This window comes from Cryobacterium sp. TMT2-18-2 (genome assembly GCF_004402245.1).
Lineage (GTDB): Bacteria > Actinomycetota > Actinomycetes > Actinomycetales > Microbacteriaceae > Cryobacterium > Cryobacterium sandaracinum.
The window spans coordinates 1-12,173 of record NZ_SOFU01000024.1 but is presented as its reverse complement, the minus strand read 5'-3'; the positions used below and the strand labels follow the sequence as shown (position 1 = coordinate 12,173).

Below are 12,173 nucleotides of genomic sequence, written 5' to 3'. Positions count from 1 at the left end.
GGCCAGCCCCTGCTCCCGATCGTTGACGATTGTCTACAAAAACCGGCCGGTTTGCTGGTCGGGTGCGTCTGCCTTCCTGTGGCCAACTCCTGAGGATTGGCGGATTCGGGCCGGAAATTGTGCCATTTGCGCCCGTATTCGCCAGAATTACAGGAGTTAGCCACAGGGAGAGAGAACCAGATGGAGTTTCCGCTCAGCCGCGAGGTCGTGCCGCGTTTCGAGTACCTGCCCGAGACCGGGTCGACGAACGACGTGCTCGTCGCCCACGCTGCGGGCGAGGATGCCGCAGCCTGGCCCGACCTGTCGACGGTCGTCACCGACACCCAGACTCGCGGTCGCGGCCGATTGGGTCGCACCTGGCTCGCCCCCACCGGAAAGTCGCTGGCCATCTCGGTGCTACTCCGCCCGAGGGCCTCGGCCGCCCCGCTCCCGATCGGCCATTTCGGCTGGTTTCCCCTGCTCGCTGGAGTCGCGATGACCCGGGCCGTGCGCGCGGTCGTCGAGGCGAGCCTGGCAGCCCGGGTGGACGATGCCGGCGAGGAGGCGCCCCGGCACGAGGTCACCCTGAAATGGCCCAACGACGTGCTGATCGACGGCTACAAGGTGTCGGGCATCCTCTCGGAGCTGCTGCCCGACGCGCAGGGGCTGGTTATCGGCGCCGGCCTGAACGTGTCCCTCGACGAGCACGATCTGCCCACGCTCACCTCGACGTCGCTGCTGCTGGTGACCGGTTCGGCCCCCGACCCGGATGCCGTGCTCGCCCGCTACCTCACCGAACTGCGGCAGCTCACCCGGGCATTCCTCGACGCGGAGGGCGACCCGGTCCAAAGCGGGCTGCTGCACGCGGTGACCGAAGTGTGCGGCACACTCGGTGGGGTCGTGCGGGTGGAACTTCCCGGTAGCACCGACCTGGTCGGCACCGCGATTGCTCTCGACCGAAGCGGCCGGCTCATCGTCGAGGACCAGGCGAACGGTGAACTGCAGGCTGTCGCCGCCGGGGATGTCACCCACCTGCGGTATTAATAGGTTATGACAAAGACAGCGGGCTTCGGGGCGGCCGAGGCGCTTCCCCCGGCCGAGTCGGTCGTGGCCGGGCTCCGGCCGCACGCCCGAGTTCTGTTCTGGCCCACCCTGGCGCTGCTGGCCATTTCCGCGGCGACCGGGTACTTCTACGGTTCCCTGCCGGAGCCGTGGCAGAATATCGCACTGCTGGCAGCCGCGGCCGCCCTCGTGCTGCTGCTCTGGCTGCTGCCGCTGGCGTCGTGGCTGAACAACCGCTACACGATCACCACCCGGCGCATCATCTTCCGCCACGGATTCTTCGTGCGCACCCGCCAGGAATTGCTGCACAGCCGCGGCTACGACGTGACGGTGCGCCAGAACTGGCTGCAGTCGCTGGCCCACTCGGGTGACGTTCTGATCAACGCCGGGCTGGAGCATCCGCTCGTCTTGAAAGACGTGCCTAACGCCGCCCTGGTGCAACAGGTGTTGCACGACCTGATGGAGTCCTCGCATACCTTGATGGGCTTGCGCCGCCAGGAACAGTCAGCACTCGCCGACGAGACCGCGCACTGGGGCTCCCGCTAGGCAACCAGCGCCCGCTCCGACGCGGCCCTCGCCGTGCGCCGCGGGGAGAAAACCCAGTGCCGGTAGAGCACGAAACGGAAGGCCGAGCCCAGGCCCAGCCCGATCACGTTCGACGAGATGTTGTCGGCGAGCAGGCTGGTATAGCCGAGCCCGTAGCGGCTGACCCAGAGGCAGGCGAGGCCGATGGCCATCCCGACGAGACTGACCGCGAAGAACTCGGCCGCCTCGCGCAGCGTGCGCGACTGCCGGTTGGCCCCGAAGGTCCACAAGCGGTTGCCGATCCAGTTCACGAGGATGGCCAGCGTGGTCGACACGACTTTGGCGTAGATCGGTCCGGACTCCACCACGGTGGGGTCGAAAACCGTGGTGCGCAGCAGGTTGAAGACCGTGAAGTCCACGACGAAGCCGACGAGGCCGACAGCCCCGAACTTGCCGAGTTGGTGGGCGAAAGCCAGAAGCCGTGCTGATCGGCGCTGTGTACTCGGCATGCATCCCTCCGGATGATGGGCAAAGATAGAGGTCGAGAACCTGAGTCTATGGCGAGGTCCAGCCTGCAGCCTGAGAGAACCCGTACCGGAGAATGACCGGTACCAAGGAATTGGTGGAGCGATGAACACGACTGTGGGCGTTATCGGCGGCGGCCAGTTGGCCAGGATGATGATTCCGGCGGCTGTCAACCTGGGCATCCGGATCCGGGTTCTGGCCGAGAACGAGGGCATGTCGGCCGACCTGGCCGCGGTGCAGGTGGGCGACTACCGCGACCGAGACGTGGTGCTGGCCTTCGCCGACACCGTCGACGTCGTTACGTTCGACCACGAGCACGTGCCGCAGGGGATCCTGCGCGAGCTCGTGGCCAGGGGCGTGGCCGTGCACCCGGGCCCCGACGCGCTGCTCTTCGCCCAGGACAAGCTGTTGATGCGTCAGCGCCTGAGCGAGCTGGGCCTGCCCGTGCCCGACTGGGCGCGGATCGAGAACGCCGCCGAGCTGGGTGTGTTCCTGGCCGCCCACAACGGTCGGGCGGTCGTCAAGACGGCCCGCGGCGGCTACGACGGCAAGGGCGTTCGGCTGGTCACCCACGAGCACGAGGCCGACGACTGGTTCGCCGCGCTCGCCGAAGACGGCAACGACGGCGCCCTCCTGGTGGAGGAGCTGGTCGAGTTCCGTCGCGAGCTCGCACAGTTGGTCGCGCGACGACCGTCGGGCCAGATCGCACTCTGGCCCGTGGTGGAGACCGTACAGCAGGGCGGCGTCTGCGCCGAGGTCATCGCGCCCGCACCCCAGTCCGAGGGCAGGCTGGCCCGGGCCGCCGCCGACATCGCCGTGCGCATCGCCGAGGGCATCGGCGCCACTGGCATGCTGGCCGTCGAACTGTTCGAGACGACGGATGAACGCATCCTGGTCAACGAGTTGGCGATGCGCCCACACAACAGCGGCCACTGGTCGATCGAGGGGTCGACGACGAGCCAGTTCGAGCAGCACCTGCGCGCCGTGCTCGACCTTCCCCTCGGGGCGACCGACGTCAGGGACCCGTGGACGGTCATGGTCAACATCCTCGGCGGACCGGCGTCGGGGACCCTGTCTGCGCGCTTCCCGGCCGTGTTCGAGGCCCACCCGGCTGCCAAGGTGCACATCTACGGCAAGGATCCCCGGCCGGGGCGCAAGGTTGGCCATGTGACCGTCGGCGGGGATGATTTGGACCTCGTCGCGTACCAGGCGCGGGCCGCAGCGGCAGTTTTTCAGGACTGACCAAATAGGATCGACTGCGTGACAGACAACCCTGTGCTCGAGACCGCTCCGCGCGAGACCGCCCTGACGCCGCTTGTGGGCGTCGTGATGGGCTCCGATTCCGACTGGCCGGTGATGAGCGACGCGGCGCAACTCCTGCGCGACTTCGACGTTCCCTTCGAGGTGCAGGTCGTTTCCGCGCACCGCACCCCGGAGAAGATGATCGCGTACGGCCAGAGCGCCCATGCGCGCGGCATCCGGGTGATCATCGCCGGCGCCGGAGGGGCTGCTCACCTGCCCGGCATGCTCGCGGCCGTGACCACCCTGCCGGTGGTGGGCGTGCCCGTTCCGCTGGGTCGGCTCGACGGCCTGGACTCGCTCCTGTCGATCGTGCAGATGCCGGCCGGGGTGCCCGTGGCCACCGTCTCCATCGGCGGAGCACGCAACGCGGGCCTGATCGCCGTCAAGGTCCTTGCCATCGCCGACGACTCCCTGCGGGTCAAGCTGCTCGGCTATCGGGAGATGCTCGCCGCACAAGTCGAGCAGAAGAACCTGGACCTCCAAGCAAAACTATGATCAGTGCACGCACGCCGATCCGGCATCCGGATCTCGGGTCCGCCCCGATCATGACCAAACGGGCCTGGTGGCTCGTCGTGCTCAACTTCGTGCTGCCCGGCTCCGCGCAGGTGCTGGCCGGCAACCGTCGGCTCGGCCGGTTCGGCCTCGGCATGACGCTCACGCTGCTCGCCCTCGCGGTGGTCGTGGGGGTCGTCTACACTCTCTGGCCTGCCGTCGCTCTGACCGTGTTCACCAACTCGATCGGCCTGTGGGCGGCCGCCCTGCTGCTGGCCTTCTACGGTGTGGTCTGGCTGATCCTGTCCCTGGACACCCTGCGTCTCGTGCGGCTCGTGCGCGCCACCCCCAAGGCCCGCCCGATCATCGCCGGGCTCGCGACGGTACTGATGGTGGGCGTGGTCGGCACGGCCGGGTACGGCGCCTACGTGGCCACGACGGCCAGCGGGTTCCTCTCGTCGGTCTTCGTGGCAGGCCCGACGGAGCCGCCCGCCGACGGCCGCTACAACATCCTGCTGCTCGGCGGCGACGCCGGCCCCGACCGTGAGGGTCTACGCCCCGACAGCATCTCCGTGGTCAGCATCGATGCGGAGACCGGCCAGGCCAGCATGATCGGCTTGCCGCGCAACCTGGAGGACGTGCCGTTCTCTGCGGGGCCACTCGCCGACCTGTACCCGGAAGGGTACGGGTCGATCGACGGTTGTGAGGTCTCCGCGTGCATGCTGAACTCGATCTACACCGAGGTGGAGGTGAAGAGCCCGGAGATGTACCCGGATGCTGTCGACAGCGGCAGCGAACCCGGCATCGAAGGCATGCGCGACGCGGCCCAGGGCGTGACCGGGCTGACAATCCAGTATTACGTATTGATCGACATGCAGGGATTCTCCGACCTCGTCGACGCGCTCGGCGGAGTCGACATCAACGTCGACCACCGTGTCCCGGTGCACACCGACGAGACCTTCACCGAGGTTGCCTTCTGGTTCGAGCCCGGCAGGCAGCACATGGACGGGTACCACGCCCTCTGGTACGCACGCTCACGCCATGACACGAGCGACTACGACCGGATGGTGCGGCAGCGGCAGGTGCAGGAGGCGATCCTGCAGCAGGCGAGCCCCGCCAACGTGCTGACGAAGTTCCAGGCGGTTGCATCGGCCGGCAGCCAGGTCGTGAAGACCGACATCCCTCAGAGCATGCTCGGCTATTTCACGCACCTGGCGTCGAAGACGAAGGCGCTGCCGATCCAGTCCGTCGAGTTGGTGCCGGAAAACGACATCGACCCGGAGGATCCCGACTACGACGTCATCCGCAGCCTGATCGAAGCCGCCCTGGTTCCGCCGCCCACGGCGGAACCGGTCCCGTAGGGTCGGTTGGGTCTGGGGTCGGTCGAACGGCCCCGGAATCGGTGGTGCTGTTACAGGTCCGCGTGCAGCAACCAGATGCGCTCGGCGGAATCGCGCCAGGTGAAGGCCTGGGCTCGATCGGTACCGAAGATGCGCAGCCGGTTTGCAAGAGTGGTGTCGCTCAGCACCTGGGTGACGGCCGCAGCCAGTCGTTCGGGGTACCCGGAGGCCTTCTCACGCGCGACGACCAGCCCCGCGTCGCCGGCGGCCTCGACCAGGGCCGGGGCGTCCGAATGCACGACCGGGGTGCCCAGGTGGAACGCCTGGATCATCGGCCCGGCGAAGCCTTCTTCCCGGCTGGGGTAGACGAACACGGCCGCCCGGGAGATGACCACGGCCAACTCTTCGTCGGTCAGCCCGTTCAGGGCGCGCACCCGGCCCCACGGGAGGCCGGCCTCGTCGGCGACGGATGCCATGTCGAGCTCACCCCAGGCGGCCGGTCCCAGAACGATCAGCGGGAGATCCGGCGCTCCCGGCAGGCCCAGGGCCGTGATCAGCGCCGTGATGGCCTTCCGCGGCTCGAGCGTGCCGACGGTGACGATGTACTCGTTCGGCAACGCCAGGCGTTCCGCGATGATCTCCGTCGCGGAGGAGTTAGACGGAAGGCGGAGGCCGCTGCCGATTCCGCCGCCGATCACCCGTACGCGGTCGCCGAGGTCGACGATGTCCGCGAGCTGGTGGGCCACGGCGTGGCTGGGCACCACGATCGCATCCGCGTGTTTGCGGGCGCGTTTGACCATGACCTTCGTCCAGGCGACGGTCGCCGGAGTGAGCGCCTCCGGATGCGTCCAGGCCAGCACGTCGTGAATGGTGACGGTCACCTGGGTGCCGTCGTTGACGATGCTGTGCTTGCGCAGGGGCGCCAGCAGGGAGGGGGCATGGATCATGCCCGACCCGGAACTGTTGGCGATGCCCAGTTGCCAGGCCGCCGTGAGCTCGCGCCGCGGCAACGTGGTCTTGTGCAGACTGGCCAGACCCGGCAGGGACGCCTCGACCCTGGCGTAGTGCTCGGCCGACGCCGACGACACGATTCCTTCGACGTCGCAACCGGCCGGCGCCGCCGCGATCAGGGCCCGGGTCAGTTCTTCGGTGTAACGCCCGATGCCGCCCGGGACCGGTGCAATCATCTGGTCCAGGACGACTCTCAGTGTGGTCATCGGTCCGCGAAGATCCCCTGCTCGGCCGCCGCGGCCAGAGCCTCGCGCCAGTCGCGAATGGGGGACAGCCCGGCGGCAGCCCAGGCATCGTGGCCGAGCACCGAATATGTGGGACGGGGGGCCGGGCGCACGAACTGCGAACTGTCGGTCGGGGTGACCCGTTCAGGGTCAAGGCCGGCTGTGGCGAAGACGGCCCGGGCGAAGCCGAACCAGCTCGTCACTCCGGAGCTGGTGCCGTGGTAGATGCCGGCGGGGGCGTCGGAATCGAGCAGGGCGACGATCTGCGCGGCCAGGTCGGCGGTCCAGGTTGGCTGACCGACCTGGTCGTCGACGACGCTGAGGGTGTCGCGGGCTGCAGCCAGCTTCAGCATGGTCTTGGGGAAGTTCGGGCCGTGTTGGCCATAGAGCCAGGCCGTGCGCACGATGTAGCTGCCCGACGGGTGTTCCTGCAGCACGAACGCCTCGCCGGCGGCCTTGGTGCGACCGTAGGCGGAGATCGGGTCGATCTCGGTGTTTTCCGCGTAGGGCGCGGTGGCGCTGCCGTCGAACACGTAGTCGGTCGAGATCTGCACGAGATTCGCCCCGGTGGCGGATGCGGCCAGCGCCAGGTTGTGGGGGCCGGTCGCGTTGATCGCGTACGCGGCATCTTCGTTCGTCTCGGCGTCGTCTACCTGCGTGTAGGCGGCGGCGTTGATGATGACGTCGTAGCCGATGACCTGAGCCAGAACCGCGGCTCGGTCGGTGATGTCCAGCTCGGTGCGGTCGTATGCCGTGACGTCGCGGCCGGCGAGGGCGGCCTGCAGGTCGCGTCCGAGCATCCCGGCCGCGCCGGTGATCAGATAGCGGGTCATCAGCTCAATGCCGCACGGGCCTTGAGGGGTTCCCACCAGCTGCGGTTGTCCCGGTACCACTGCACGACGTCCGCGAGCCCCTGCTCGAACGGAACCAGCGGTGCGTAGCCGAGTTCGGCCTGGATCTTCGAGATATCCACGGAGTAGCGCAGGTCGTGGCCGAGGCGGTCGGCGACGCGGTCGACGTAGGACCAGTCCTTGCCGGCGGAGTCGAGCAGCATCTGCGTGAGCTCCTTGTTGGTCAGCTCGGTACCGCCGCCGATGTTGTAGATCTCACCGGCGCGGCCGCGTGAGAGCACCATCGCGATGGCGCGGGTGTGGTCGTCCACGTGCAGCCAGTCACGGATGTTGTTTCCCTCGCCATAGAGGGGAACGTGCAAGCCGTCGATCAGGTTGGTGACGAACAGCGGGATGACCTTCTCCGGGAAGTGGTACGGCCCGTAGTTGTTCGAGCAGCGCGTGATCGAGATATTCAGACCGTGCGTGCGGTGGTAGCTGCGCGCGAGCAGGTCGCTGCCGGCCTTCGACGCGGAGTAGGGGGAGTTCGGCTCGAGCGCGCGCTCCTCGTTCCACGATCCCTCGGCGATGGATCCGTAGACCTCGTCGGTGGAGACGTGCACGAACCGGGCCAGGTTGTGGCGGAGCGCCGCGTCGAGCAGCTGCTGCGTGCCGAGCACGTTCGTCTCGACGAAGATCGACGCGTCGCGCACCGAGCGGTCCACGTGGGACTCGGCGGCGAAGTGCACCACGGCGTCGAGAGAAGGGAAGAGCTCGTCGAGCAGTGCGGCGTCACGGATGTCGCCGTGCACGAACGAGTAACGCGGGGACCCGGCGACGGGGGCCAGGTTCTCGAGGTTGCCCGAGTAGGTGAGGGCGTCGAGCACGACGACCTCGGCTCCTTCGAGGCCCGGGTAGGCGTCTTCGAGGGTGCGCCGAACAAAGTTTGAGCCGATGAAACCGGCTCCGCCGGTGACGAGGATCTTCATATGTGTGTGCCCTGTCTGTAAACGTAAAGTGCCGCGCCTATACTACCGGGCGCGCGCGGCTCTTCCTGAGGGTGCCCGAACGGGTGCCTTCCCCTGTCGTTGAAATGCTGCTTGGATTCGAGGGGGGGCACGGCACTGGGTCGTACTCGACGCGCGGGGAACGAGTTGCCATGGCCATTTCACAAGTAGCAGGGTCGCGTCTCGCGATAGCGACGTCACTATTCCTGTGCCTTGCCCTGCTCCAGGGCGGAACCGCCGGGGCCTTCGCCACGCCGAAGCTCACGGCCGAGTCCGGCCCGGTGCGCGCGCACGACCTCGCTGACGACACGGTGAGCCCGGCGGACCTCCTGGGCGTCCCGGTCGGCCCGGAGGCGCGGTCGGCGGCCCCGCCGGAATTTTCGGTCGCCGACTTCGCAGCCGCAGCGCACACGATCGATGTTGCCGTCGTCATGCCCGCCGACGCTGCGGGGCCGTTGACGTTCATCACGGACGCGGCGGTCCGCCAGCTGGTTGCCGAGACGGGCGCGTATTGGAAGGCCCAGTCGAAGAACCAGGTGGTGTCGCTGACACCCGATCCCAGCATCCGTCGCTACGCCAGCGGTAACGTGTGCGACCAGCTGCACACGATCTGGGAGGAAGCGGGAGCAGCCTTCGGGCATCCGGACCTCGGTCACTACGTGTCCACCGCGGCCCGCCACCTGATGGTTCTGGTGCCGGACGGTTGCGGCGGCACCGGCGTGGGTTCCGTCGGCAGCTTTTCGGCTCCGGTGAGCGGCAACAACGGTGGCGTCATCTGGGTTTCCGTGGGCGGTGCCACCAACCTGGATGTGGTCGCACACGAGTTCGGCCACAACCTGGGGCTGAATCACTCCAATGTTCATTTCTGTCCGGACGCAACGATCAGCGAGGGCCAGCTCGATTCCTCCACCGGAACTTTCTCGGACGGATGCTTTGACGATCTGTATATGGACCTGTACGACGTGATGGGGTTGGCCTTCACCATGAACGGCGTGTCCAATGTGGTGCCCACCGCCCTGAATGTCACGCACAAACTGCGGCTCGGCGCGCTGTCGGACGGTGAGGTCCAGGCGATCGCCCTGCCCGCAGGTGGGAACACCCTGGAGGTCGTCACCTCACTCTCGACGACCGGGGCGGCATCCGGGCGTCGGGCCCTGGCCATCACCGATCCGGTCACGGGGAGCATCTACTATGTCGACTTCCGTGGTGGCGGCGGCTCCGACACCGGTGCCCTGTATGCGGGGGGACAGCTCGGTGGCTACGGCATCAGCACAGGCGTGCGGGTTCTGACCCTGCGCGACGACGGATCGTCCGTCGTTCTCCTGAGTCCGGATGCGGGCAGCATCGATGGCCACAAGCTCTACCTGTCGGCAGGCCAGAGCCTCGAAACGCGGTCCCAGGGTGTCAGGGTGACGGTGGGGGTCATCTCCGGCGGCACCGTTTCGGTGACGGTCTCCCTGCTCAGTCCGATTCCCCGTCTGTCAGGGGCAGACCGGTTCTCGGCATCTGCGGCGATTTCCGCGGCGAACTTCGCTCCCGGCGTTGACACGGCGTACGTGGCGAGCGGGCTCAATTTCCCGGATGCGCTGTCGGGGGCGCCGGTTGCGGCCCGGGAGGGGGCTCCGATTCTGCTGGTGCTGCCAGGCAGCATCCCGGCCTCGATCAAGACGGAGCTGGAGCGACTCAAACCGGGGAAGATCGTGATTCTGGGTGGTCCGGCGTCCGTGGGCACGACCGTCGAGACAGCGTTGGTTCCCTTGACTCTCGGCCGCGTGACTCGGCTGGCAGGCGCTGACCGCTTCGCCGCGTCCGCGGCCATCTCGGCGGCAACGTTCACGGAGGCCGGACGGACTGTCTACATTGCGAACGGGCTCAAATTCCCGGATGCGCTGTCGGGGGCACCGGTCGCGGCCAGGGACGGCGCGCCGGTTCTCCTGGTGACAGCCGACGCCATTCCGCCAACGATCCGGACCGAGCTGGATCGGCTGGCCCCGGCGAAGATCGTGATCCTGGGGGGTCCGGCATCGGTGAATGCGGCCGTGGAGACGGCGCTGACGCGCTGGGCGCCGGGCCAGGTGACCCGGCTGGCGGGCGCTGACCGGTTCTCCGCATCGGCGGACATCTCGAAGCAGAAATTCCCGGTGACGGGTGGCGCGGTGTACATCGCGAACGGGCTGAAGTTCCCGGATGCGCTGTCGGGGGCGCCGGTCGCGGCCAAGGACGGCGCATCGATCCTCCTGGTGCTGGCTGACAGCATCCCGGAGTCGATACGGGTGGAACTCCTCCGCCTCAAGCCCGGGAAGATCATCGTTTTGGGAGGGGAAGCCTCCGTCTCGGAGGCGGTCGCCAGACAGCTCGCGGGCTACCTCCCCTGACCGGATAGCCGGTCGTGCGAGCCGCTCCGCCACACCCCGAACGAATTCGACGGAGATATTGGCTCTCCTGTCGTAACCGTGGGTTAATCCCGGCCTGGAGCACTGGTTTGTGGCCGCCGAGGCTGAGCATGGCGAGGGCGATGAGGGCGTCGGGTGATTTGAAGCCGAACGCGATGCGGGTGAGCAGTCGGATCTTGGTATTGACGGATTCGATGCGGCCGTTGGAGAGGCCGTGCTCGATCGATGCAAGGATCGCGGCCCGGTGCTTGACGATGGAGCGTTGGAGTTTCACGAACGACGGGATCCGGCTGCGGCGTGCCCATCCGACCCACTTGTCCAGGGCCTCGGCGGCTTCGTCGCGGGGCAGCTTGAAGACCAGCCGGAGGCCTTCTTTGAGGTAGTAGGCCCGGCCCAGGGCCGGGTTGGTGTGAACGACCCAGGCCAGCTTGATCTGTTGTTTCTCGGTGAGGTTCTCGGGGTTTTTCCAGAGCGCGTAGCGGGAGTTCATCATCAACTTCGCGTGCTCGCTGTGAGGCCGGGCCGGGGCGTCGTGCACGGGCCGGCCAACCGTGCGGGACTCGTTTAGGCGGGCCTGTTTGCGGGCCTCGGTCCAGGCGGCCTTGCGAACTTCATCGAGGGCTTCCGTGGCCCACTTCACGACGTGGAACGGGTCCGCGCAGCGGACTGCGTTCGGGCAGCGTGCTGCGACGACCGACGCGATCCACGCGGCCCCATCCGCGGAAACATGCGTGATCAGGGCGGATCGTTCCGCGCCGAGCGCATCGAAGAACGCGCCCAGGGTGGCCTTGTCCTGGCCCGGAGCAGCCCAGACCAGGCGCCCCGAATCGTGGTCCACGACCACAGTCAAGAACTTCCGGCCGCGCTTGAAGGAGATCTCATCGATCCCGATCCGGGTGAGCCCGGCGAAGGGATCATGGAGCTCTTCCGTGTCAGCCCAAACCCGGGTGATGATCGCCCCGACCGTGCGCCATGCGATCCGCATCAACTGAGTTGCCGCGGTTTTCGAGGTTTGAGTGGCCAGCCACGCGACATATGAATCGAAGTGGCGGGTGTGGCCGGCCTGGTGCCGCGCCCATGGCACCGCAGCCACGATCACACCGTGCTCCCGGCACGAGACCCGCGGGGCATCCGCCTCCAGAAAGACCCGGGTCGAGCCGAAATCCAATCCCCGCCACCGGCGGCGCCCGGTCACGTCCCGCGGAGTGGTGGAGTTTCTCGACACCGTGCGGGTCAGTGGTTCCAGTTTAGGCGGCGGCGAGTTCGGGGAGTATCACCGCCTCGTCGAGGACTTCGATGGGGTTGTTCATGGTGGCCAGCTCGAGCATTGATGCTTCGGAGAAGTAGCGTCGTTCGCCGGCCTCCCACTCGTCCTGCTGCTCGATCAACACCGACCCGGCCAGGCGCAACAGGGCCGCCGCGTTGGGGAAAACGCCGACGACGTCGGTGCGGCGTTTGATCTCTTTGTTGACGCGTTCTAGCG

Annotated in this window: 11 protein-coding genes and 1 pseudogene; 6 read left to right on the top strand and 6 right to left on the bottom strand. The window is 67.5% G+C overall.

Annotated elements, in window-relative coordinates; genetic code table 11:
* The first annotated feature begins 180 nt into the window (after nucleotides 1-180).
* Both E3O22_RS08060 and E3O22_RS08055 read left to right on the top strand, forming a co-directional pair.
* A complete protein-coding gene (locus tag E3O22_RS08060) occupies nucleotides 181-1,023 on the top strand; it encodes a biotin--[acetyl-CoA-carboxylase] ligase (protein WP_134395250.1) in 843 nt (280 codons plus the stop codon).
* Between the two features lie 6 nt (nucleotides 1,024-1,029).
* Nucleotides 1,030-1,587 carry a PH domain-containing protein gene (locus tag E3O22_RS08055; RefSeq protein ID WP_241976566.1) on the top strand — a complete coding sequence of 186 codons (558 nt, stop codon included), beginning with the start codon at nucleotides 1,030-1,032 and terminating at the stop codon, nucleotides 1,585-1,587.
* Here E3O22_RS08055 and E3O22_RS08050 read toward each other — a convergent pair.
* Entirely contained in the window at nucleotides 1,584-2,075 is a 492-nt protein-coding gene (locus tag E3O22_RS08050; RefSeq protein WP_134395249.1) for a GtrA family protein, read from the bottom strand. The two genes, E3O22_RS08055 and E3O22_RS08050, sit on opposite strands and share 4 nt — an antisense overlap.
* Nucleotides 2,076-2,196: 121 nt before the next feature.
* Here E3O22_RS08050 and E3O22_RS08045 point away from each other — a divergent pair, with 121 nt between their 5' ends.
* The 3 genes from E3O22_RS08045 to E3O22_RS08035 all read left to right on the top strand — a co-directional run bounded on the left by E3O22_RS08045 (nucleotide 2,197) and on the right by E3O22_RS08035 (nucleotide 5,246).
* Entirely contained in the window at nucleotides 2,197-3,333 is a 1,137-nt protein-coding gene (locus E3O22_RS08045) for a 5-(carboxyamino)imidazole ribonucleotide synthase (protein WP_134395248.1), read from the top strand.
* An 87-nt stretch (nucleotides 3,334-3,420) separates the two neighbouring features.
* Nucleotides 3,421-3,888, top strand: coding sequence for a 5-(carboxyamino)imidazole ribonucleotide mutase (gene purE / locus E3O22_RS08040; protein WP_104100370.1), 468 nt, complete (start codon nucleotides 3,421-3,423; stop codon nucleotides 3,886-3,888).
* On the top strand, nucleotides 3,888-5,246 hold the full coding sequence (locus E3O22_RS08035; protein ID WP_134395285.1) for an LCP family protein: 1,359 nt from the start codon (nucleotides 3,888-3,890) through the stop codon (nucleotides 5,244-5,246). The genes purE and E3O22_RS08035 overlap by 1 nt, the downstream gene beginning before the upstream one ends.
* Before the next feature lie 50 nt (nucleotides 5,247-5,296).
* Here the strand turns inward: E3O22_RS08035 and E3O22_RS08030 are convergent, their stop codons facing one another.
* From E3O22_RS08030 to rfbB, 3 genes are read right to left on the bottom strand one after another with little or no spacing between them, the layout of a single operon-like run.
* Nucleotides 5,297-6,442: a glycosyltransferase family 1 protein gene (locus E3O22_RS08030; RefSeq protein ID WP_134395247.1), complete on the bottom strand. Its 1,146-nt coding sequence runs from the start codon at nucleotides 6,440-6,442 to the stop codon at nucleotides 5,297-5,299.
* Complete coding sequence (gene rfbD, locus E3O22_RS08025; protein ID WP_134395246.1) at nucleotides 6,439-7,293, bottom strand: dTDP-4-dehydrorhamnose reductase; 855 nt, start codon at nucleotides 7,291-7,293, stop codon at nucleotides 6,439-6,441. The genes E3O22_RS08030 and rfbD overlap by 4 nt, the downstream gene beginning before the upstream one ends.
* Complete coding sequence (rfbB, locus tag E3O22_RS08020) at nucleotides 7,293-8,279, bottom strand: dTDP-glucose 4,6-dehydratase (RefSeq protein ID WP_134395245.1); 987 nt, start codon at nucleotides 8,277-8,279, stop codon at nucleotides 7,293-7,295. The genes rfbD and rfbB overlap by 1 nt, the downstream gene beginning before the upstream one ends.
* 170 nt (nucleotides 8,280-8,449) lie before the next feature.
* Here rfbB and E3O22_RS08015 point away from each other — a divergent pair, with 170 nt between their 5' ends.
* Nucleotides 8,450-10,672 (top strand): cell wall-binding repeat-containing protein, encoded by a 2,223-nt coding sequence (locus tag E3O22_RS08015; RefSeq protein WP_166784596.1) that lies wholly within the window; start codon nucleotides 8,450-8,452, stop codon nucleotides 10,670-10,672.
* Nucleotides 10,673-10,769: 97 nt separating this feature from the next.
* Here the strand turns inward: E3O22_RS08015 and E3O22_RS08010 are convergent.
* Both E3O22_RS08010 and E3O22_RS08005 read right to left on the bottom strand, forming a co-directional pair.
* Nucleotides 10,770-11,879 (bottom strand): annotated as a pseudogene (locus E3O22_RS08010) (ISL3 family transposase); the annotation flags it as partial.
* Between the two features lie 58 nt (nucleotides 11,880-11,937).
* The coding region (locus tag E3O22_RS08005) for a transposase (RefSeq protein ID WP_174722051.1) at nucleotides 11,938-12,173 on the bottom strand (236 nt) is incomplete at its 5' end.